The sequence below is a fragment of the Cryobacterium sp. GrIS_2_6 genome (genome assembly GCF_035984545.1).
Taxonomy (GTDB): domain Bacteria; phylum Actinomycetota; class Actinomycetes; order Actinomycetales; family Microbacteriaceae; genus Cryobacterium.
The window spans coordinates 219,342-242,438 of the sequence record NZ_JAXCHP010000001.1 but is presented as its reverse complement, the minus strand read 5'-3'; the positions used below and the strand labels follow the sequence as shown (position 1 = coordinate 242,438).

Below are 23,097 nucleotides of genomic sequence, written 5' to 3'. Positions count from 1 at the left end.
GACCGATACGCGATGCGCGTCGGTCGCCGCGTAATATCGTTACCGTGGGCAATCAATTCCCACGCGAGAATAGAGGTTAAACCGTGCAGCAGAACTTCTCCGGCGTGGGCGTCAGTCCCGGGCGGATCATCGGATCGATTCGGCAGATGCCCAAACCGGTCAGTGAACCCCCGGCCGGAGAACGATTGGCTGCGTCGCTGTCAGCGGATGCCGCCTCCGATCTGCTGCGCTCCTCCGCGAAGACCGTGCAGACCGAATTACAGAACCGTGCCGCCGGAGCGACGGGTGCAAGCAAGGCCGTTCTCGAGGCCACCGCGCTGATGGCGACCGACCCGATGCTGATCAAGGCCGCGGTCAAGCTCATCAAAACGGGCACCTCTGCCGAGCGCGCGATCTGGGAATCCGGCGCCTCCGTCGCCGAGATGCTGATCAACCTCGGCGGTTACATGGCCGAACGGGCCACGGACGTCCTCGACGTACGCGCCCGCATCGTGGCCGAGCTGCGCGGAGTGCCCGCGCCGGGCATCCCCCTCGCCGATGCACCCTTCATCCTTGTTGCCGAGGATCTCGCCCCCGCTGACACCGCGACCCTGGACCCGGAGAAGATCCTCGCCCTCGTCACCTCCGGTGGTGGGCCGCAGTCCCACACCGCGATCATCGCCCGCGCCCTCGGCCTCCCGGCCGTCGTCGCAGCCCCCGGCGTCGACGCCCTCGAAGACGGCATCGAGGTGTACGTGGACGGCGCGGCCGGCTTCCTCTCCCTCGAGCCCGGCGCCGAGGAAATCGCCGCCGTGGAAGCCTGGAAGACCGCCGCAGCGATCCTCGCCGTCTTCGATGGCAACGGACGCACCGCGGACGGCCACCTCGTCCCCCTGCTCGCCAACGTCGGCGGGGCCAAGGACGCTCTCAAGGCCGCCGAAGCCGGCGCCCAGGGCGTCGGACTGCTCCGCACCGAGTTCTGCTTCCTCGAGCGCGAGACCGAGCCCACGATCGAAGAACAGGTCATCGCCTACCGGGGCGTGTTCGACGCGTTCCCCGGCCAGAAGGTCGTCGTGCGCACCCTCGACGCCGGCGCCGACAAGCCGCTGCCGTTCCTGACCGACACGAGCGAGCCCAACCCCTCACTCGGCGTGCGCGGATACCGCACCGACCTGACCACTCCTGGGGTGCTGGCCCGCCAGCTCACCGCGATCGCCCAGGCCGCCGAAGGTTCCTCGACCAGCGTCTGGGTGATGGCCCCGATGATCGCGACGCCGGAGGAAGCCGCGGAGTTCGCTGCGATGTGTGCCACCGCAGGGCTCAAGATCCCCGGCGTCATGGTCGAGGTCCCCTCCGCCGCGCTCCTCGCGGACCGGATCCTCGGTGAAGTCGACTTCGTCAGCCTCGGCACGAACGACCTTACCCAGTACACGATGGCAGCTGACCGCCAGCTCGGCACTCTCGCCGCGCTGAACTCCCCGTGGCAGCCTGCCGTGCTGAAGCTCATCGGACTGACCGTCGAAGGCTCGATCGCCGAGGGCAACAACAAGCCCGTCGGCGTCTGCGGCGAGGCCGCGGCCGATCCCGTGCTCGCCGTCGTGCTCGTCGGTCTCGGGGTCGCAACCCTGTCGATGACCTCCCGTTCGCTCTCCGCGGTCGGAGCCGTGCTGAAGTCCGTCACCCTCGACGATGCCAAGAAGCTCGCGGTCCTCGCGGTGTCCGCGCCGAATCCGACCGAGGCCCGCAAGCGCGTGCGCGCCGGATTGCCCATACTTGAAGAGTTGGGTCTGTAACCGCACACGCGTAGCCGCTCCCCGCACCACTCCAGTCAGCCCGCAGTATCGTCGAGCACGACCGTCGTCGAGTATCAACCAGGAGGAATTATGTCCGAACGCACAGCCACCATTGCCAGCCGAGTCGGCCTGCATGCCCGTCCCGCGTCCATTTTTGCGGCCGCCGTCGGCGAACTACCGATCGAGGTCACCATCGCGATGGAGGGCGAGTCTGCTGAAGACGCCATGGACGCCTCGAGCATCCTGAGCCTGATGAGCCTCGGTGCGGCCAACGGCGACGTCGTCGTGCTGCGCGCGGAAGGCGACGGCGCCGACGAGGCGCTCGAAGCCCTCGTCAAAATCCTCGAGACGGACCTCGACGCCGAGTAATACTCCACCGGAAGAACAGGAAGCACCCTCGGTAGTCGGGGGTGCTTCCTTTTTTTGTGTGCTCGTCTCTGGTCTACGAGCCGACGAGTGTGATGAAAGCGCTCAACTGGGCGAGCGCCTCGACACTGTGCGGCAGCGAGTCCGTGAGCGCGGGCGAGTAGACGAGCCACGCCGCCCACTGGGCGCGCGAGATGGCGACGTTGAGCCGGTTCGCGAGCAGCAGGAATTCGAGGCCGCGCGGCACCTCCTCCGCGGACGACGCCGCGAGCGAGACGATCGCGACCGCGGCCTCCCTGCCCTGGAATTTGTCGACCGTGCCGACCGGGACCGAGGAGAGGCCGGCCGCCCGGAGTCGTTCCCTGATCAGGGCGACCTGGGCGTTGTATGGAGCGACCACGATCACGTCCGCCGCCCCGAGCGGGGCGGTTCGCCCGGCGGATGTCCACGGCCGGCCGATGGCGTCCCGCACGAGCCCGACCACGACATCCGCTTCTTCGATCGACGAGGTCGCGTTGTCGGTGTGGCGCACCGGCACGGGATGCAGCCCGGGTTCGACCCCGGCCAGGGCACGGTCGGAGGGGTGCGAGCGGAGTTTACCCTCGTAGGAGAGCGCCGAAACTGGAGCACAGACGGCCGGGTGCATCCGCCAGCTGGTCGCGAGGAAGTACCCGAGCTCGGCGGGGAGCACCCGATGCCCGTCCGTGAGCCAGCCGAGCGCGGAGAGGTCGACGGGTTCGGGGTGCGTGCCCTGGCTTACCTGCGGCAACTGCTGCGGGTCGCCGAGAAGCAGCAGCCGCTCCGCCGAGACGGCCGCGGCGATCGTGCTCGCGAAGGAGTACTGCCCGGCTTCGTCGATCACGAGCAGATCGAGGGAGCCACGCGGGATCCGGTCGGCGTTGCTGAAGTCCCAGGCCGTCCCGCCGAGTACCCAGCCGTCCGACCGGCCGGTGAAAGCGGCGAGACCCTTGACATCGAGAGCGCGCCACGGAACGGCAGTGCCTTCTTCGCCCTTCTTCGGCCTTTTGCCGACGCGGTCCGGGTCGAGCCCGACCCCGGCACCCGCCTCGACCACCGCGCGCAGCATGTTCTCGACGGCCGCATGCGATTGCGCGACGACGCCGATCCGCCAGCCGTGCCGGACCACGAGGTCGGCGATCACCCGCGAGCCGACGAAGGTCTTCCCGGTTCCGGGCGGCCCTTGGACGGCAAGGTAAGAGTGATCGAGGGCCAGCACGGCATCGCGGATGGCACCCTGGGTGTCTCCTGCGGTAACGACAGGCAGGGTGGCGCCCGCGCGCAGTCTCGGCGGCACCCGGCGCAGGATGTCGAACGCGGCATCCGCGAGCGGCAGCGGCCATGCGGACAGCACGGCCCCGCCCCACTGGGAGATCGCGCCGACCTGGCTGCCGGGCTGCGGCGGGGTTCCCGGAGTGAGGTAGACAGGGAGTGCGTCGTGGTGGGGCGCGTCGCGTTCAAGGATCTCGTCGACGAAGATCACGCCGTCGTCGAGGGCACCTCCGTCGAGGGCGCCGCCGAATCCGCCGTCGTCGCCCACCTGCACGATGGTTGCCTTGTTGTGGGCGGTGCGGGCGCCCGGCTCGTTGCTCCGCCGGATCGGCGGATACGGCGGGTCGTAGACGAGGAACGGCTGTTGCCCGGCCTTGAGTGAGCTTCCGGGCGCCGGGGTGCCCTCGAGCCGGAGCAGGCGTCGGTCGAGGACCTGCCTGCCCTCGCGGTGCCAGCCGATCTCGACGGTGGCCCGCACGACCGAGAAGACGTCCCTGGTGTCCGACCAGTCCTCGAGGGGCGACGCGAGCCTGGCGAAGTGGTCCCACCAGAACGATTTCTGTTCGCGGCGATGGTAGTCGATGGCCGCGGCCGCGAGGGCGAGCGCGGTCTCGTCGCTCGTGCGGCCGGTCGGCGGCACCTGTTCGAGCAGGGCCGTCAGTTCGAGGTAGACCGGGTCGGGTTCCCGCTCGGGGACCGCGATCGCGAGCTCGCCGGCACGAGCCGCGACGCCGGCATCGCCCGCGGCATCGAGGCGTCCGGCGGCACCGTTGTCGAAGGCACCGTCGTCCGCGACCCGGTCGAGGAGCCAGTCCCGCAGCCGCCGCGTCGACCGGCAGTCGTAAGCGTTGTACCGCGCGATGTCCTCGAGGACGGCCGCAGCGGCATCCGTCTCGCCGGCGGCGAAGAGCTCGCCCGCGCGCGCGTACTCGGCGATCGAGTCTGCGGCGTTGTCGACGCCCTCCCTGGCCTTCTCCCCCATGTACAGCGGCTCGAGCTTCTTGAGCGAGTAGCTGCGGCTGCCGACCCGAAGGCCCTGCCGCACGATCGGGTACAGGTCGACGAGCACGTGGTTGCGGAGCAGGTCGTCGACGGCGTCCTCTCCGACGCCGTGCCGGGCGGCGAGGCTGAGCAGATGGGTGCGCTCGTAGGGGGCGTAGTGGTAGATGTGCAGGCCGGGGTAGCGTTCCCGGCGTTCGTGCACGTAGGCGAGGAAGTCGATGAGGGCCTGGCGTTCCTCGGCGTAGTTGTGCGCCCAGAAGGCGCGGAAGGTGTCGTCGGCTTCGAGGAGGCCGAACAGGTAGTCGAGGCCCCATACGATGGTCCCGGCGGAGGCGTCGTCCGCTCCCTCCTGGTACAGGGGGTCGCCCTCGAAGTCGAAGAAGATATCCCCCTGGCTCGGCCGCGGCAGTGCAGCGAGCGCCGGCGGGTTGGTCACCTGCCAGGCGAGCGGTCGGCCGGGGTGCGGATCGAGCTGAAGCCGGGCCTGTGCGCGCAGGGTCGCGAGCGTCGAATCGGTGATCCCGGCGACGGGCCCCGTAGACGCGGCGAGCTCCTCGATCGTCCCGATCCCCGCAGCGCGCAGGCGGGCACGCTGGGCGAGCCGCAGCCGGGCGACCAGGAGCACATCCCGGTGCAGTTGCACCTGCTCCTCACAGACCGCGCAGCGTCCGCAGGCGACGTACCGGGGGTCGCCCCAGGGGGTCGGCGCGGCGTCGGCGAGGCGTTCGTCGATCAGGCCCTCGAGCCTGGCCCTCCTGGCCCGGTACACCGTCAGGATGTCGGCCAGCCGGTGCGAACTCGTGCGCCCGTCTCCGAGCAGGAGGTGCACCCGGTCGCCGGTGCGGATGCCGAGGCGTTCCAACTGGTCGCTGTACGCCGCGAGTTGCAGCAGCGCGGTCACCGTGGCCGAGCGGGCCAGTTTCGTGTCGTAGACCTCATAGCTCGGGCCCGCCGGGGCGACTCCCGTCGTATCGCCCTGCTCCGGCGAGCGGATGATGAAGTCCGCGTACCCGAGGAAACGCCCGTCGAAGAAGGCGGCCTGGAACACCACCGCGGCGCCGGTGCGGAGGGCCTCGGCGCTGAGCCGGGCGGCTTCGAGCATCGCAGCACGCTCGGCGCGGGCCGGACGCTCGATCTCGACCACGGGCCCGGACGAACGGAGCCGGTTCAGCATCCGCAGCTCGTGGGCGTCGCCCAGTTCCGCGGTGCGCGCGAGCATCGCGTCCGTGGGGTCCGGAACCGGGTCGATCCGCCCGAGGCGGGCGTCGAGCCGGCGCATCACGGCCCATTCGCAGACCGCGGCCGCGCTCAGGTCGCTCGCCGAGTACACGACGGTGACAGGGTCAAGCAGGAACACGACGGCCTCCCGAAAGGATTTGCATCGAGGCTAACCGAAGCCACTGACACCGGGTTGCTGTGAGCCGCCTGTGCAATCCCCCACTGTGCGGAGTGGCCCATTAGCCTCGACCCAACGGCAGTGTTGGCGTAGCCGGGCTTCCCACTGACGGGCAGGCTCCGGAGGGTTTCCTCGACGTCGAACTCCGTATCCTGATCGACGAATTCAGAAGGACACACCGTGAGCGAAACGACCAGCACGAGCACGAGCACGAGCGACGAAACGGCAGGGACGGCGACGGCCCCCGACGGCCACGTCATCCAGGACTGGACCGATCTCGGGAAAGAGATGTGGTCGTACCTGACCGGTAAGAGTGCCGTGATCAACTACACCTTCATCGACATGGCCGTCGAAGTCCCCCGGGACATCGGACCGGATGCCCCGCGGGCGACGTGGAAGCTGAACGGGACCCTCCGCGTCACGACGAGCGAAGGCCCGACCGCCGAGTCCCTCGCCCACTGACCATGGCAACGACCACCCGTCTGGACATCGATCTCGCCTTCTCCCTTGCCGAGCCGGACGGTCAGCATGGCGGCGAACGGATGCAGGGAACGATCAACGCCGCCGGCTCCGACGTCGAGATCTTCGCGAGCCGGCCCGAGCTCTTCCTGCAGACGAGGACGATCACTCTCAAGGAGATCCGCACCCTCGCGGCAGATCTGGCCGAACGTGGGCTCTCGGTCTCGCTGAGCGGTCCGAACGGGCTGGTAGTCCGGCTCGGTGCGATCTCGGCTCATCGGCTGCAGCGCCTCCTGACCGGGTCCGCCAATGTCGCCCTCGGCAGCCGGGCCGCGCTGGCGCCGCTGCTGCGGCGTCGCCGGCGCGCCGGCGGGGCAGAATCGACACCGGTCGTGACTCTCCCGCCCTCCACCCTCTTCCCCCTGGTACCGACGCTCGACCGCCGCATCCGGCGCACGGTGACGACCACGCACTACACCCGCGGATCCGGGCGTCCCCGACTGATCTTCGTCGTCGGGTCGGAAAACTGGGACGGCAGGCCGCCCCGCCAATTCGACCTCATGCCGGAGACCACAAGGATCGGATCGAGCCCGGACGCCGATCTGAGGCTCGACGGTCTCGCTCCCATCCACGCCGAGATCCGGCATGACCATAACGACGAGTACGTGTTCTTTCCCCTCGGGCCCGTCGCGCCGGGAACGGAGTCCCAGGGCATCGACGGAAGTCGTTCGCCAGAGGGGGGCCGGGTTCTGCGCACCGGCGCGCGCATCGAACTCGGGCCGTGGCGGATGGCGTTCTTCCGCGAGGAATTCGCCGATCACGGTCGTCCATACGGCGGCAGGGTGGGCGGGGAACTGGCGTACCAGAAGCCGCAGCCCGCTCGCAGGACCGTAGCGAAGCCGCCACCGGCCACCCCAGGGCGGCCGGTCTCCTAGCCGCGGAGACCCGGCGTTGAGGCGGCCCCTGCCCCGGCGTCCGCTGCGCTAGACCGGCTCTTCCGCGGGGGTGTCGGCGGCGGATGCCTCGCCGCCGGCATCCGCTTGTGGCTCACGGCCGTCGCGGTGCTGCGTCGTGCCCGAGAGCCGCAGTGTCGCGAGCAGGCCGAGGACGAGGAATCCGGCGGCCGCGAACGCGGAGTACCGGGTGCCCTCGCTGAAGGCGTCGCGCGCGGCCGCTCCAACGGCAGGGCTCTGTGCTTCAAGGGCGGGGATCGCCGCTCCGGCACTGTCAACGACCGCGTCGACCACCTGGGTGCGCGCCGACTCCGGCAACCCCGGCACGTCCGCGAGTTTTGCGTCCAGCGAGGCGCCGACCGAGGTGAACAGCACGGTGCCGAGCACCGCGATGCCGAGCGCCGAACCGATCTGACGCGCCGTCGAAGAGGTGCCAGAACCTTGTCCGCTCTTCTCGACAGGAACGTCCTTGAGCACGACCCCGGTCAGCTGGGCGGTCGCGAGGCCGACACCCATCCCGTAGACGAAGAGGAACGGCACGATCGCGAGCCAGCTGGCGTCCGCCGTGATCACAAGACCGAGCCCCGCGACGCCGAGGATCTCCAGGACGATTCCGACCCGCACGATCGTTTCCGGTGACACCCTGTTGCCGTATGCGCCGGCGGATCCGCTCGCAACGAAGGAGCCGATCGCGAGGGCGAGCAGCACGAACCCTGTCTGAAGCGCATCGTAACCGAGCACGTTCTGCAGCCAGAGCGGCAGGGACAGGATGATGCCGAACTCGCCGAGCGACACGATCAGCGCCGCGATATTCCCATTGCGGAATGAAGCGATCCGGAACAGCGAGAATGCGAGCAGGGTGGTCTTGCCCGCGCGCTGCCGGGCGAGGCCCCAGAGGATGAACGCCGTTCCGGCGAGGAGGGTGATCGCGAAGGCGACCGGAATCGGGGAAATCGGATACGGCCAGGTGAAGCCGCCGATCACCATGGCCTTGTTGGTCAGCCACCAGCCGTAGCTGCGACCCTCGATGAGTCCGAAGACCAGGCTGGCGCTCGTGAGCACCGAGAGCACGGCGCCGACGACGTCGACACGGCGGGGTTCTCCGGCATCCTTCGACTCGGAGACGAAGACGAGCACCCCGATGACGATGATCACACCGAGCGGCACATTGATGCCGAACGCCCAGCGCCAGGAGAAGTACGTGGTCAGCCAGCCGCCGAGGAGCGGCCCGACCGCGACCATGCCGCCGATCGTGGAGCCCCAGATCGCGAAGGCGATGCCACGGTCTCTGCCGCGGAAATTCGCGTTGATCAGCGACAGGGTGGTCGGGAGGACCATGGCGCCGCCGATGCCCTGGATCAGGCGGGTGCCGATCAGGAGATCGCCCGATTGCGCCGCCGCCGCGAGAACGGATGCCGCGGCGAACAGCACGACGCCGAGGATCAGGATGCGACGGCGCCCGTACCGGTCAGCCAGTGTGCCGAAGACGAGCAGGAGGGCTGCGAAGACGAGGGTGTAGCTTTCCTGGACCCACTGCACCTGGGTCGACGTGATCGCGAGGTCCCGGACGATCGAGGGGATCGCGACGTTGATAATCGTCGAGTCGACGATGATGAGCGCGACGGCGATGCTGATGAAGACGAGGCCGGCCCAGCGGCGGCGCACGGGCTCAACGCGGGCGGAGGCAGTGGGGGTGGAGGCAGTGGGGGTGGAGGCAGTGGGGGTGGAGGCAGTGGGGGTGGACGGGCGCTGGTCGGTCATGCGGCTACCATTCGGGTCGGCGGGGAGACGAGAAGTTTCGCCATGCGCAGGCGCGCGCCGACGGTCAGGGCGATCACGAGCACGGCGCCGACAATGGCCGCGACACCTGTGGTCACGGAGAGCAGGGTTCCGCTGAGCCGTGCCACGGCGAGCCAGCCGAGCCCCCAGACGAGGGAGGCCGCAGGGGCGAGCCTGCCGTGGCACCGGACCCGATGAAGGATCCGACGAGGGCGACGAGCGCGCCGATCACGACGAGGACCTGCCGCTGGAGATCCCGAGAATTCATCTCACTCTCCTAGATATAAATCAACTGAACAAGACGACGTTAGCACCAGAGCGCACGAATGAACAGTGCGCGCGGGATCCACTGACCCGTGATCACTGGTTCGCGAATCAGCGGGGTGCACTCGGTGGAGTGCGCTCAGGGCGGCTCGACGGGCCCTGGATCAGTAGTTGAACGCGATCGAGCAGGTCTGCTGGCTCGCGGTCTGGCCGCGCAGGCCGGCGATCTCGACGGGAGCCGCGGCATCCGTTGCCGCCGGCGTCGGGGTGCCCGTTGCCGCACCGGTCGCCGAGGCAGTGGGGGTCGGCGTCGGCGTCGGCGTCGCGGCGGGCGTCGCCGTCGGGTCGAGTTCGGCGCTGTTGCCGAGGGATTTGGCGTCGAGGGTGAAGGACTGGTCGGCCGTGACCGCGGCGAACAGTTTCTTGGCGAGGGCGGTCGACGGTACCAGCTTGTTGGTGTTCTGCGGGTCGGTCGCCGACGGGTATTGCACGAACACGAGCTGGTTCAGGTCGATGTCTTTCAGGGCGAGCGCCATGCCGACCATGGTCGGGATGTTGGCGAGCGACGTCGAGAGTTTCAGGTTCGTACCCGCGGCCGTCGCGAGGGCGGACAGCTTCGACACGTCGGTGAGCGTCGCGCTGCTCTTCATCACTCGCATCAGTGAGGACATGTAGGCCTGCTGCGAGGAGATCCGGGACAGGTCGCTGCCGTCGCCGACGCCGTGGCGGCTCCGGAGATAGGCGAGGGCGGCGGTTCCGGAGACGACACTCGTTCCCGCGGGAAGGTCGAGTCCCGTGTACGGGTCCTTGATCGCGTCGTTGAGGCAGACCGGGACGCCCCCGACGGCGTCGGCCATCGCGACCGTGCCCTCGAAGGAGATCAGGCCGGCGTACGGGATGGTCAGTCCGGTCAGCGACGAAACGGTCGACACGACGCAGCCGAGACCTCCCCGTCCGAAGGATGCATTCATGGCCGTGGACGTCGCGGCCTTCGCCACCTTCCCGGTATCGGGGTCCGTACAGGCCGGCTGGTTGACGACGAGGTCACGGGGAATGCTGATCACGACCGCGCTCTTATGGTCGGCGGAGACATGCAGCAGGATGTTGACGTCGTTGAGGGTGCCGGTGCGGTCGCCATAGGCTGCCGACTGGGTGAGGGAGTTGTCCACCCCGACGACGAGAACATTGAAGCCCCCCTCGAAGGAACCGAGCTGGGGAAGCGCGGGCAGGTCGGTCGCCCCGTTGGAGATGTCGACCGCGTTGGCCGAGACCTTCGTTGCGAACTGGCTGACCGCGATGGCCGCAACGGATACCCCGCTCACGAGGACGACGGCGAGCGTGAGCGCAAGCGCCTTGATCAGGGTCATCATCGTGTGGCTGCGGCTCGGTCGGCGCCGATGGCGGATGAGCGTGGCCGCCCGTGCATGCCTGCGGGCATCCGCGCGACCCTCGGGTCTGTGATTCGTCAACAAAACCCCTTATTGCGTTCCATGGTGAGAATCTTGACGGTAGTTGCCGGTCCCGGGTGTTTTCTGGACTCGGGCTATGAGACTCACAGAAACGGCTGTGTCAGGCTGGGAGGATGCTGATCAACCAGGTGCACCACATCGCCATCATCGCGAGCGACTACGCGCGTTCGAAGCGGTTCTACGTCGACGTCGTGGGCTGCACGCTCGAGGCGGAATACTTCCGGGCCGACCGCGACTCATGGATGGGCAAGCTCGCCCTGAACGGCGAGTACATCCTCGAGTTGTTCTCGTTCCCGGACACCCCGCCCCGGCGCAGCGGCCCGGAGGCGCTCGGCCTGCGCCACCTCGCGTTCGAGGTCGACGACGTTCCCGGCGCCCGCGCCGAACTCCTCCGCGAGGGCGTCGACTGCGAGGAGCTGCGGGTCGACCCGAACTCGCACAAGGCGATGTTCTTCTTCCGGGACCCCGACGGCCTGCCGCTCGAGATCTACCAGTCCTGACGGGCCCCTCCCCCAACCAATTCGACGGAGATTTTGCCCGGAAAGCCCTTACATCGCGGCCCACGTGCCAAAAACCCAAAAACTCCGTCGAATCGGTTCGGGGCTGAACTGACTGGGGCGGGGCTACTCGGTGAGGAGCTCGAAGACGACGCCGGTCTCGCGGACGCTGATCCGCAGGCGGTCAAGGCTCGGCACGACGAGATCGGCGTCGAGCTGGTCCATGGTGTGCGTTCCGGCGACACCGATCGTCAGACATCCGGCCGCGCGACCCGCCTCGAGGCCCGCCGGCGCGTCTTCGACCACGACGCAGCGACGCGGGTCGGCGCCGAGCCGCGCGGCCGCCGCCAGGAACGGCTCAGGGAACGGCTTGCCGCGGGGAGTGTCGTCGATCGTCACGACGGTCGCGGGCACCGGGAAGCCGGCCGACTCGAGCCGGGCGAGGCACAACGAACGGGCGCACGAGGTGACGATGGCGCGGCGGCCCTCCGGCAGGCTCTGCATCAGTTCCGTGGCCCCTGGGAGGATCACGATGCCCTCGAGGTCGTCGAGTTCGAGTTCGAGCACCCGGGCGATCGACCACTCGATCTTGTCCTCCGGAACGAGCCTGGCCACCATTTGCCGGGCGGGCACTCCGTGCTCGGCGCCGGTGAACGAGGGCCCGAGGCCCGCTTCGGCTCCCCAGCGCATCCAGGCCCGGTTCACGGCCCGAGTCGAATCGACCAGGGTGCCGTCCATATCGAAGAGGACGGCATCGAAAACCCGGCCGAGGAGAACGTGCCCTGTGGCGACATCCGTGCCGCTGCTCGTGCTGCTCTCCGTCGTGCTCCCGGCGGTGGTGAGGCCCTGCTCCATGTGCTGTTTCCTTCCGTGAAGCCGCGATAGCCGGCTTCGGTACTCCCCCAATTCTCCCTCGTCTCCAGCCTCAGTACGCTGAACACCATGACTACAGCTGCCGTCGTCCCTCCCCTCGCCGCGAAGAAGCCCGTCGAACGCCTGCACCACAACGACCTCTTCACCGACGACTACGAGTGGTTACGCGACAAGGAAAGCCCGGAGGTCCTCGCCCATCTCGAGGCCGAAAACGCGTACACGGATGCCCTCACCGCGCGGCTCGCACCGCTCCGGGAGCAGCTGTTCGACGAGATCAAGGCCCGCACCCGCGAGACCGACCTCAGCGTGCCCGTGCGGGAGGGCCAGTGGTGGTACTACACCCGCACGGTGGAGGGCCAGGAATACGGCATCCACTGTCGGGCCCCGGTCTCGGGCCCGGACGACTGGGCGCCGCCGGTCCTGGACCCCGAAGCCGACGACGCCGGAACGTCCGGCACCGTCCGGGCAGGCCTCCCCGGCGAGCAGGTGCTGCTCGACGACAACGCCGAGGCGGCCGGCCACGAGTTCTACGCCCTCGGCAGCTTCGACGTGAGCGCAGACGCCACCCGGCTGCTCTACGCCGTCGACACCGAGGGCGACGAGCGGTACACGATCCGGGTGCGCGACCTCACGACGGGCGAGAACCTCTTCGACGAGATCACCGATACCGGCGAGGACGCCCTGTTCGAACCGAGTGGCCGCTACCTCTTCTACACGACCGTCGACGAGGCCTGGCGCCCGGACACCGTCTGGCGGCACGAGATCGGCACAGACCCCGCGAGCGACGCGCAGGTCTTCCACGAACCCGACGACCGGTTCTGGGTCGGCATCGGGCTCACCCGCAGCCGCAAGTACCTGTTGATCGAGGCCGGCTCGAGCGTGACGACCGAGACCCGGCTGCTCGACACGGGCGATCCCACCGGCGACTTCGCGATCGTCTGGCCGCGCCGCGACGGCGTCGAGTACGATGTGGAGCACGCCGTCCTCGCCGGGGAGGACCGGCTCCTCATCGTGCACAACGACCAGGCCGTCAACTTCGAACTCGTCGACGTCGCCGCCGGAGACCCGCACGGCCCCCGGCGGATGCTGCTGCCGCACGACGAATCCGTCCGGCTCGAAGGCGTCGACGCGTTTCGCGACTTCGTCATCGCCGAGTACCGGCGCGACGGCTTGACGCAGGTGGCGATCGCGTCGCTCTGGACCGAGGCCGAGGTATCCGCTGCGACCGCACTGACCGCAGAAACCGGAGGCCCCGCTGCGACCGCCGACGCTGCCCGCCCGCTCACGTTCACCGAGCTCGCCTTCGACGAACCGCTCTTCACAGCAGGCACAGGGGCGAACCCCGAGTGGGAGCAGCCGACGATCCGGTTCGGCTACACGAGCTTCGTCACCCCGTCGACCGTGTACGACCTCGTCGTCGCGACCGGCGAGCGCCGCCTGCTCAAGCAGCAGACCGTGCTCGGCGCGTACGACCCGGCGAGGTACGAACAGCGCCGCGAGTGGGCGACGGCCGCGGACGGCACCCGCGTGCCGATCTCGCTCGTCTACCGGAGTGGCCTGGTCACCCCCGGCGAACCCGCGCCGACCCTGCTCTACGGCTATGGGTCCTACGAGATCAGCATCGACCCGACCTTCAGCATCTCCCGGCTCAGCCTGCTCAACCGCGGACTGGTCTACGCGATCGCGCACGTGCGCGGCGGCGGCGAGCTCGGCCGGCTCTGGTACGAGCACGGCAAGGAGCTGGAGAAGCGCAACAGCTTCACCGATTTCATCGACTGCGCGCAGCACCTGATCGATGCGGGGCTCACCGCGCCCGACCGGCTCGTCGCCGAGGGCCGCAGCGCCGGTGGCCTGCTGATGGGCGCCGTCGCGAACCTCGCCCCCGAGCTGTTCTCCGGCATCCTCGCCGGCGTACCGTTCGTAGACCCGCTCACCTCGATCCTCGACCCCGCGCTGCCCCTCACGGTCATCGAGTGGGACGAGTGGGGAGACCCGCTGCACGACCCGGAGGTCTACGCGTACATCAAGTCCTACTCACCGGTCGAGAACGTGCGGGACACGCACTACCCGCGGATCCTCGCGGTCACGAGCCTCAACGACACCCGCGTGCTCTACGTGGAACCGGCGAAGTGGGTCGCGCACCTGCGCGAGGTCGGGGCGGATGTCCTGCTCAAGACGGAGATGTCCGCCGGCCATGGCGGGGTGTCCGGGCGCTACGCCCGCTGGCGGGAAATCGCCTTCGACAACGCGTGGATCCTCGATGCGGCCGGGGTGCATCCGCTGCCCTGAGCTGCGGAAGCGTGAGAGCATGGGGGAATGTCGCAGACCGGGCCCCCTGCACCGGCGCCGGGGTGGCGGACGCGCGTCCGGCCCCCCGCGGGACCGCCCGCCGGAGCGATGGGGAGCGCTGCGACTGCCCCGGGAGCCGCCGTCCCGACCGCAATGGGACTCCAGTTCGAGCTGCGGGAGCTGACCCCGCGCACCGATGAACGCTGGCGCGGGCCGACGGCACAGACGCTCACGAGCCTCCGCGGCGGCCACGGCACACTCAGGCTCGGCGTGCGCCCGGTCGTCCTGAACGCGCGCGGCAACTGGGTGCGTGGCAGCGTGACCTGGAACCAGCTGAGCTTCCACGTGAACCGGCTCGCCCTCAACGCCGAGCACATGCGCTGGCTCAGCGAGCTCTGGGCGCTGAACCGCGCCGTGCGCGGGGTGTACACGAACCAGGAGACCGACTGGCTCTACCTCGACGACTTCGAGAGCTCCCTGCTCTGGGCCCACCTCGGCGAGGCACGCCGGCTCGGGATCTCGCTCGTCGGCACGAAGAAGGGCGCGACCGTCACCGTGGCGGCGGAAGCCGTTGTCGCACTCGACGTGACGAGGGCACCTCCCACGGATGCGGCGGCTGCGTCGGCGTCGAGCAAGCCCGGCCTGCGCCTGACCACGACACTCACGATCGACGGCGATGCGCAGCCGCCGGCCCAGGCCGGCGCGATCGGCAGCCACGGCGTCTACGTCTATGCGCAGACGCCCCCCGCGTCATCGACCTCGACCTCGACCTCAACGAAATCCTCGCCCAGGTCCCCCGCCCTCGCCCTGTCGTTCCTCCTCGCCCCCACCCGCGGCCCGCTCGGCCCGGAGCAGAGCCGGCTGCTCGGTGTGCCCGCCACCGTGGCCGTGCCCGCGTCCGAGACGGCCGAGTTCCTCGGCGACTTCTACCCAAGCCTCCGTCATGCGCTCCCGGTGACGAGCACGGATGCCTCGGTGAGCTTCCCGGAGGCCGCCGCTCCCGTCCTGGTGCTCACCGTGCGCTTCCTCCCGAAGCAGGCGCTGAGCCTCGACTGGGACTGGGAGTACCGCGAGGGCCGTGCCGTCACGCGCGTCCCGCTCAGCGCCGGCCCAGGCCCCGGCGGCCCAGCCGGTCGGGACGCCTCCGCGGAGGCCGCGCTCCTCTCGGCGGTCGAGATGCGGACAAAGCACCTACCCCCGCGCCGGGACGGTGTTTTCTCCGCAACTCAACCGGGCACCGCACCCGGCTCGCCTCCGGACACGCTCCGCGGACTCGACGCGGCCGAATTCACCTCAGAGGAACTCCCCCGACTCGACGAGCTGAGAGGACTGCGGATCGACCGGATCGGCGCGGATCCCGGCTACCGCGAGCTCACCGCGACGCCCGAACTGACCATCACCACGGTCGAGACGAACCAGAGGGACTGGTTCGACCTCGGCGTGATCGTGACCATCGACGGCCGCACCGTGCCCTTCGGCCCACTGTTCAAAGCGCTCGCCCTGGGCAAGCCGAAGCTGCTCATGATCGACAACACCTATCTCTCGCTGCGCCAGCCCGCGTTCGAGCGCCTGCGCACGCTCATCGACGAGGCCCGCAGCCTCACCGAGTGGGAGACCGGGCTGCGGATCAGTCGCTACCAGGCCCAGCTCTGGGCCGAGTTCGAGGACCTGGCCGAACACACCGAGCAGGCCACAGCCTGGCGGTCCGCGGTGTCCGGGCTGCTCGAACGGACCCGCGCGGACGGCGACGGCAACGGCGACGGCCTCCTCGAGCCCGTTCCTGTGCCCGAGGGAGTGACCGCGACCCTGCGCCCGTACCAGCGCGAGGGGTTCGCCTGGCTCGCCTTCCTCTGGAAGCATCGCCTCGGCGGCATCCTCGCCGACGACATGGGCCTCGGCAAGACCCTTCAGGCGCTGGCCTTGATCGAACACGCGACGCGCGAATCCGGCCCCGCTCCCGCCGCACCGCGCCGTCCCTTCCTCGTGATCGCCCCGACCTCCGTCGTCTCCAACTGGATCGCAGAGGCCGCCCGCTTCACCCCCGGGCTCCGCGTGCACGGCGTCGAGACGACCCAGTCGACCGTCCTCGGCCGCGGCGGCATGACGCTCGCCGATGCCGTCGCGCACCACGACGTGATCGTCACCTCCTACACGCTCTTCCGTCTCGACTTCGCGGCATACCGCGCCCAGGGCTGGGCTGGGCTGATCCTCGACGAGGCGCAATTCCTGAAAAACCACGCCTCCCGGCTGCACGCCTGCGCCCGGGACCTCGACACGCCCTTCAAGCTCGCCATCACGGGGACGCCGATGGAGAACCGGCTGCTCGAACTCTGGTCCCTGTTCGCAATCGTCGCACCCGGGCTGTTCCCCTCCGCCCGCCGGTTCAGTGAGGAGTACGTGCGCCCGATCGAGAACCGCGACGAGCACGGCGTGCGACCTGCGGGCACAACAGACGACGGCGGGCAGCCCGGAAACCCGGCGCTGATCACCCGGCTGCGCCGCCGCATCCGCCCCCTGATCCTGCGCCGCACCAAGGATGTCGTCGCCCGCGAACTGCCCGAGAAACAGGAGCAGGTACTGCGCATCGAGCTGAACCCGCGGCACCGGGCGCTCTACGACACCTTCCTGCAGCGCGAACGGCAGAAACTCTTCGGGCTGATCGAGGACCTCGACGCGAACCGGTTCATCGTGTTCCGGTCACTGACCCTGCTGCGGATGCTGAGCCTCGACCCGTCCCTGCTCGGCGACACCTACGCGGACGTGCCCTCGAGCAAGCTCGACGCGCTCTTCGACCAGCTCGACGACGTCATCGCCGAGGGCCACCGGACGCTCGTGTTCAGCCAGTTCACCTCGTTCCTCGGCAAGGCCGCCGCACGCCTCGACGCCCAGGGCACCCCGTACTGCTACCTCGACGGCTCGACGCTGAAGCGTTCCGAGGTGATCGACCGGTTCAAGAGCGGCACGGCGCCCGTGTTCCTGATCAGCCTCAAGGCCGGCGGTTTCGGCCTCACCCTGACCGAGGCAGACTACGTCTTCCTGCTCGACCCGTGGTGGAACCCGGCGACGGAAACGCAGGCGATCGACCGCACCCACCGCATCGGCCAGACGCGCGCGGTCATGGTTTACCGGCTCGTCGCCGCGGACACCATCGAGGACAAGGTGATGGCGCTCAAGGAGCGCAAGGCGCGGCTCGTCGGCTCCGTGCTCGATGGAGCGGGCCTCGATGGCGCGGCGACGGCAGCGGATGTCGGCGACGACTTCACCGCGGAGGACATCCGGGCGCTCCTCGCGCCCTGAGCCCCGCCGGCAGGGCTGCTGGCGAGCGACCTAAGCGGACGCGGGCAGCTCGGCGGCTATCGACGCGGCCCAGGCGTCGATAGCGACCCAGTCGCGGAAGTCGCCTTCCGGGAGAAGATCCCGGCCGGCCGGGATCATCCGAACGAGCCGGTCGCGGCGCCGCAGGGCCGCCGGGTTGAGCGCCCCGAAGAAGACCTTGGTTCCCTGAGGTTCGAGCGCGGCCACGAACTCGTCGAACTGCTTCGGCTCGGCCTCGATGATCAGTTCGTGTCCCTCGGCGTTGCGGGTCGCGGTGCCGAGCGGGCCGCTGCTGAACAACCAGAGCGGGCGGGAGGTGAGCAGCTCGAGGTTGCCGCGGACGAAGTCGACGGCGTCCTTCCGCCAGGAGCCCATGTATGCGGCGCTGCCGATCACGAACGCGGTGTACCGGTCGGGATTCTCCACGACCGAGACGGGCTTCGCTTCTGCGTCCCGCCCTGCCTCGCGCAGCTTCCGCGCGATGCGCTCCGCGATCCCCTCCGTGGCACCGTACTTGCTCGAATACCCCACGAGAACCACCATGGTCCGCCTCCTGCGCCTTAGGTCATGCCTGCACTGCCATTCTGCTCCTCCCCGCGGCCCCGGCAGCCCGGGATGCCGTCCCTCCTTCGGGAGGTGGTCCCGATAATCCGGTCTCTCCCGCTGATATGCTGGGCACACGCAGGCGGAGGGGCACCGGTAACCATGACAATGCTGGCTCGCCGCCTCGGCACGTTCGCCCGTTATCTGGCCTCATCAGGCAATTGGCTCGTCTGGTTCATGTGTCTTCTGCTCTCCGTCTATACCGTCGCGCTTGTCGCGCAGGGCTCGGAGTTCAGCCCCTTCGTCGACGTGTGGCTCGCGATCATCACGAAGCTGAGTCTTGTCGCCGTTGCGTGGACCGCCGTCGTCCGCGCGGGCTTCGACCGCCGCGAGATCGTGTTCTCGGCGAGCGCCATCACCATCGTGGTGGCAGCGGACAGTTACGCCTACTTCCGCCCCGGTGACTCGGACCAGTCCCAGACCCTCCCCGACATCGGATACTTCCTCTTCTATCTCCTGATCGTCACGGCGATCGTGGCCCTCGCACGTCGGCAGCGCCGCCCGCCGGGCTGGCCGGTGCTCCTTGAGGGAGCGATCGGGATCCTCGGCGCCGGCTCCGTGCTCGCGGCGCTTCTCACCCCGATCCTCGATTCCGTGGGCACGACCATCGAGGCCGGCGCGACCGCCGTCGTCGTGACCTACCCGCTCTTCAACGCGATGCTCGTGCTCGTGATCGCCGGGACCGCCGCGACCCAGGGGCCGGATCCGCGTCGGCGCTGGATGCTGCTCGTTCTCGGGCTGATGATCTTCTCAGCGACCGAAATCGTCTACCTGCGCATCGGAGACGCCTACGTCACAGGTACCTCCCTTGACGCGGGCTGGGCGATCGGACTCGCCCTCGTCGCCGTCTGGATCGATGCCTCGTCGCGCCAGACCGAGACCCACAGCCACACCCAGGACAGTGTCGCGGCCGTCGCCGTCCCGATCGTCTCGACGGGCGCGGGCCTCGGGGTGCTGATCCTCGCGAGCCAGGTGCCGGTGACCGGCTTCGCCATCGCGCTAGCCGCGACCGCCCTCGCCCTCGCCTCGGTGCCGCTCGTGTCCCGGCAGATCGTGCTGCGGCGCCAGGCCAGGACCGACGACCTCACCGGGCTGCCCAACCGGCGTGCCCTGTACGGCGATGTCACCGCCCGCATCATCAGGGAGCCCCGCCGGCGCCGGGCCCTCCTTCTGCTGGACCTCGACCGGTTCAAGGAGGTCAACGACAGTCTCGGGCACAATGCGGGCGATCGCCTGCTCGTGCAGGCCAGCATCCGCCTGTCGAACCAGCTGCGCGAACAGGACCTGCTCGCCCGGCTCGGCGGCGACGAGTTCGCGATCCTGCTCGACGACGTCGGCCACGCCGAAGCCGTCGATTTCGCGATCCGGGTGCGCGCGGCACTCGCCGTGCCGTTCACCCTCGAGGGCATCGCCCTGCAGACCGGGGTGAGCGTCGGCATCGCCCTGTACCCGGAGCAGGGCAGCGACCTGACCGGGCTGATGCGCAAGGCAGACATGGCCATGTACAAGGCGAAATCGACCCGCAGCGGCCACCACGTGTACCGCAGCAACGACGACAGCCACGGCGACCTGCGCCTGCGCACCCTCTCCGAACTGCGGCTCGCCCTCGAGGACGACCAGCTCATCGTGCACTACCAGCCCAAGATCGACCTCGCATCGGGAAGCGTCGCCGGCGTCGAAGCCCTCGTGCGCTGGCAGCACCCCACCCGCGGGCTCCTCTTCCCCGCCCAGTTCCTCGTGCTCATCGAGGAGGCAGGGCTCATGCACGCCCTGACGCAGCGGGTACTCGCCGTCGCGCTCGACCAGGCGAAGGTCTGGTCCGCCGCCTGGACCGGGGACCTGCCCCTCTCGATCGCCGTGAACCTGTCGGCGAGTTCCCTCGTCGACGCCGGGCTTCCCGAACGGATCGAAAGCCTCCTCGCCGAGCGCGGCCTGCCTGGCTCGGTGCTCGAACTGGAGATCACCGAGGACTTCCTGATGAGCGACCGGGACCGGGCCAGGGACATTCTGGCCAGACTCCGCGCGAACGACATCCGCATTTCTCTCGACGACTTCGGCACCGGCTACAGCTCGCTCGCGTACCTCCGCGACCTGCCCATCGACGAACTGAAGCTCGACCAGTCCTTCGTCTTCCCGCTCAAGGACGACCAGCGCGCCGCGGCGCTCGTGAAGTCCTCGATCGAGCTCGCGCACGGCCTCGGGCTGCGCATGGTCGCGGAGGGCGTTGAGAACGCCGCCACCTACGACGCCCTCGCCGGCTTCGGCTGCGACCAGGCCCAGGGCTTCTTCATCTCCCGACCGATCCCAGCGGATGCCTTCGACCGGTGGCTCGCTGACCGGCGGCCGGTCGCGGAATCGGTCGAGACATGACGATCCTGCGCGGAGGGACGCGCACCCTGAAGTCGTCTCCGGAGCAGGCACCGGACGCATCCATCGGGCAGCCATCCAGCCGACCGCTGTGGATCATGGGCATCCCGCTCGCCCTCTACGTCGTGATGCTCGTCGGCAAGGGCGGCGACTACAGTGTCCTCGTCGACTTCGTCCTCGCGGAGCTCGCTGGCCTGGCGACCGTCGTGGTCTGCTGGATCGCCGTCCGCCGGGCCGGCTTCGTCCGGCGAGAAGTGACACTCGCCGCCACGGCCGTCACGTGCAATTTCCTCGGTGACGTCAGCTTCACGGTCTCCACCCGGTTCCTCGGGGAGCCAGGTTCCCCCTCGGTCGCTGACCTGTTCTACCTGGCCTTCTACGGCCTGATCCTTGCTTCCCTCTTCGTTACCGCGCGACGGCAGCTCCGCAGGGTGCCCTGGGCGGCCTTCCTGAACAGTGCCGTCGGCTCGGTCAGTGTCGCCGCGTTCATGGCCGTCCTCCTCAACCCGGTGCTCGTCTCTGCTTCCGCCGAACCGGTGTCGCTCGCGACGCTCGTGAATCTCGCATACCCAATGCTCGATCTGCTGTTGATCGCTGCTATCGCCGGCGTTGCCGCGCTCTACGGCCGACACGCCGGGCGCGCATGGGTCGCTCTCATCGGCGGCCTCGTCGTCTACGCCGGCGCCGACGTGGCCTACGCCCTCCTCGACGGCGGCTACTCCCTCGGAACCCTGCTCGATTCCAGTTGGGCGATCGGCCTGGTGCTCATCGCCGTCTGGGTCGACCGCGCGTCCTATCCCGTAGTCGCAGCGCCGCGGGAGCCGAACGGTGTGATGGCGTTCGTCGTGCCCGCGATCGCAACGGCCGCGGGACTCGGGATCCTGATCTATGCGACCCAGAATCACATTTCGGCTCTCGCGATCGGCCTCGCAAGCGTGACCCTGGCCCTCGCGGTCATCCCGATGATCTCGCGCGAGCGGGGACTCAACCACCTCTCACGCACCGACGACCTGACCGGCCTGCCGAATCGCCGGGCCATGTATTCCGACGTCGCGGCGCGGCTCGCGTCCGACCGGAAGCAGGGCAGCGCGCTCCTCCTCCTCGACCTGGACCGGTTCAAGGAGGTCAACGACAGCCTCGGTCACGAGGCCGGCGATCGACTCCTCGTGCAAGTCGGCGTGCGGCTGGCGCGCGAGCTCGGACCGCTCGACCTGCTGGCGCGGCTCGGCGGCGATGAGTTCGCGATCCTCGTCGCACGAAACAGGGATGGGGAGGCATCCGCTTTCGCCGATCGATTGCGGGCGGCGCTGGCCGTGCCGTTCACTCTCGAGGGCATCTCGCTCCAGACGAGCGTGAGCATCGGCATCGCCCTCTACCCGAGCCACGGCAGCGACCTGGGCGCCCTGATGCGCAAGGCCGACACCGCCATGTACGTGGCGAAGTCCTCCGGCAGCGGGCACCACGTCTACCAGTCCGACGATGACCGGCACAGCGAAGTGCGCCTGCGCACGATCCAGGAGTTGCGCGGGGCGCTCGACGCGAACCAGCTGATCCTGCACTTCCAGCCCCGCATCGACCTTGCCACGGCCGAGATCCACGCCGTCGAAGCCGTGATCCGCTGGAACCACCCGGTGCGCGGCCTGCTGCACGCCGCCGATTTCCTCGACCTCGTCGAAGACGCCGGGCTCGTCAGGGCGCTGTCGGAGGCCGTGCTCGTGCAGGCGCTCAACCAGGCCGTCGACTGGCAGGACCGGGGGCTGGCGCTCGGCGTCGCGATCCGGCTTCCTCCGGCCGTGCTGATCGACGCCGGCCTCCCCGAGCATCTCGGCGCCATGATCGCCAACCGGACCCTGCCCGCGTTTGTGCTGACCCTCGAGATCAGCGAGGAGTTCCTGCTCGCCGACCAGTCCAGGGCTCGCGCGGTGCTGAACCGGCTGCGCGCGCAGGGCGTGCGGATGTCTGTCGACGATTTCGGGACGGGCTACAGTTCCCTCGCCCTCCTGCGCGACCTCGCCATCGACGAACTGCGCCTGGACGAATCGTTCATCGTCGCGATGGGGCACGACGATCGCTCCTCGACCCTCGTCAATTCCGCGATCGCCCTCGCCCACAGTCTCGGGCTGCGGATGGTCGCGGAGGGCGTCGACAGCGAAGACGCCTACGACGCCCTCGTTCGTTTCGGCTGCGACTCTGCCCAGGGCAGCCAGCTGTGCGCGCCCTTGCCCGCCGCCGAGTTCGACGCCTGGTTGACCGCCCGCCGTGGTGCGGAGCAGACCCGGGAGTAGAACGAGGAGGGGAGAGGAGCCGTATGTTCTGCTCCCAACGAAAGATCGGACTGCCCGTCGTACTCGCTTTCGGCATGGTTTTGGCCGGCTGCGCGCCGTGGTTCCCCAGCCCGACGTC

15 protein-coding genes are annotated in these 23,097 nt (G+C 69.2%); 9 read left to right on the top strand and 6 right to left on the bottom strand.

The features are described 5' to 3' along the window. Nucleotides 1-83 precede the first annotated feature (83 nt). Nucleotides 84-1,772: a phosphoenolpyruvate--protein phosphotransferase gene (gene ptsP / locus RCH22_RS01140; RefSeq protein WP_327012494.1), complete on the top strand. Its 1,689-nt coding sequence runs from the start codon at nucleotides 84-86 to the stop codon at nucleotides 1,770-1,772. A 90-nt stretch (nucleotides 1,773-1,862) separates the two neighbouring features. Continuing rightward, complete coding sequence (locus RCH22_RS01135; protein ID WP_327012493.1) at nucleotides 1,863-2,141, top strand: HPr family phosphocarrier protein; 279 nt, start codon at nucleotides 1,863-1,865, stop codon at nucleotides 2,139-2,141. Nucleotides 2,142-2,214: 73 nt separating this feature from the next. Here the strand turns inward: RCH22_RS01135 and RCH22_RS01130 are convergent, their stop codons facing one another. Next, the gene (locus RCH22_RS01130) at nucleotides 2,215-5,787 is read right to left on the bottom strand and encodes a TM0106 family RecB-like putative nuclease (protein WP_327012492.1); all 3,573 of its coding nucleotides are present in this window, start codon (nucleotides 5,785-5,787) and stop codon (nucleotides 2,215-2,217) included. A gap of 297 nt (nucleotides 5,788-6,084) precedes the next feature. Here RCH22_RS01130 and RCH22_RS01125 point away from each other — a divergent pair, with 297 nt between their 5' ends. Further along, nucleotides 6,085-6,288, top strand: a complete 204-nt coding sequence (locus RCH22_RS01125) for a hypothetical protein (protein WP_327015425.1) — start codon at nucleotides 6,085-6,087, stop codon at nucleotides 6,286-6,288. 2 nt (nucleotides 6,289-6,290) lie between these two features. Beyond that, on the top strand, nucleotides 6,291-7,220 hold the full coding sequence (locus RCH22_RS01120) for an FHA domain-containing protein (RefSeq protein ID WP_327012491.1): 930 nt from the start codon (nucleotides 6,291-6,293) through the stop codon (nucleotides 7,218-7,220). Between the two features lie 48 nt (nucleotides 7,221-7,268). Here the strand turns inward: RCH22_RS01120 and RCH22_RS01115 are convergent, their stop codons facing one another. The 3 genes from RCH22_RS01115 to RCH22_RS01105 all read right to left on the bottom strand — a co-directional run bounded on the left by RCH22_RS01115 (nucleotide 7,269) and on the right by RCH22_RS01105 (nucleotide 10,750). Then, a complete protein-coding gene (locus RCH22_RS01115; RefSeq protein ID WP_327012490.1) occupies nucleotides 7,269-8,999 on the bottom strand; it encodes a DHA2 family efflux MFS transporter permease subunit in 1,731 nt (576 codons plus the stop codon). 112 nt (nucleotides 9,000-9,111) lie between these two features. After that, complete coding sequence (locus tag RCH22_RS01110) at nucleotides 9,112-9,285, bottom strand: hypothetical protein (RefSeq protein ID WP_327012489.1); 174 nt, start codon at nucleotides 9,283-9,285, stop codon at nucleotides 9,112-9,114. 160 nt (nucleotides 9,286-9,445) lie between these two features. Continuing rightward, the gene (locus RCH22_RS01105; RefSeq protein WP_327012488.1) at nucleotides 9,446-10,750 is read right to left on the bottom strand and encodes an LCP family protein; all 1,305 of its coding nucleotides are present in this window, start codon (nucleotides 10,748-10,750) and stop codon (nucleotides 9,446-9,448) included. A 113-nt stretch (nucleotides 10,751-10,863) separates the two neighbouring features. Here RCH22_RS01105 and RCH22_RS01100 point away from each other — a divergent pair, with 113 nt between their 5' ends. After that, nucleotides 10,864-11,250 (top strand): VOC family protein, encoded by a 387-nt coding sequence (locus RCH22_RS01100; protein WP_327012487.1) that lies wholly within the window; start codon nucleotides 10,864-10,866, stop codon nucleotides 11,248-11,250. A gap of 123 nt (nucleotides 11,251-11,373) precedes the next feature. Here RCH22_RS01100 and RCH22_RS01095 read toward each other — a convergent pair whose 3' ends face one another. Beyond that, a complete protein-coding gene (locus tag RCH22_RS01095; protein ID WP_327012486.1) occupies nucleotides 11,374-12,102 on the bottom strand; it encodes an HAD-IA family hydrolase in 729 nt (242 codons plus the stop codon). Nucleotides 12,103-12,189: 87 nt separating this feature from the next. Here RCH22_RS01095 and RCH22_RS01090 point away from each other — a divergent pair, with 87 nt between their 5' ends. Next, nucleotides 12,190-14,409, top strand: coding sequence for a S9 family peptidase (locus tag RCH22_RS01090; RefSeq protein ID WP_327012485.1), 2,220 nt, complete (start codon nucleotides 12,190-12,192; stop codon nucleotides 14,407-14,409). A gap of 108 nt (nucleotides 14,410-14,517) precedes the next feature. After that, on the top strand, nucleotides 14,518-17,706 hold the full coding sequence (locus tag RCH22_RS01085) for a DEAD/DEAH box helicase (protein ID WP_327012484.1): 3,189 nt from the start codon (nucleotides 14,518-14,520) through the stop codon (nucleotides 17,704-17,706). Between the two features lie 30 nt (nucleotides 17,707-17,736). Here RCH22_RS01085 and RCH22_RS01080 read toward each other — a convergent pair whose 3' ends face one another. Beyond that, nucleotides 17,737-18,267 (bottom strand): flavodoxin domain-containing protein, encoded by a 531-nt coding sequence (locus tag RCH22_RS01080; RefSeq protein ID WP_327012483.1) that lies wholly within the window; start codon nucleotides 18,265-18,267, stop codon nucleotides 17,737-17,739. Nucleotides 18,268-18,429: 162 nt separating this feature from the next. Here RCH22_RS01080 and RCH22_RS01075 point away from each other — a divergent pair, with 162 nt between their 5' ends. Further along, nucleotides 18,430-20,697, top strand: a complete 2,268-nt coding sequence (locus RCH22_RS01075; RefSeq protein WP_327012482.1) for an EAL domain-containing protein — start codon at nucleotides 18,430-18,432, stop codon at nucleotides 20,695-20,697. Next, a complete protein-coding gene (locus tag RCH22_RS01070; RefSeq protein ID WP_327012481.1) occupies nucleotides 20,694-22,979 on the top strand; it encodes an EAL domain-containing protein in 2,286 nt (761 codons plus the stop codon). The genes RCH22_RS01075 and RCH22_RS01070 overlap by 4 nt, the downstream gene beginning before the upstream one ends. Nucleotides 22,980-23,097: the final 118 nt, after the last annotated feature.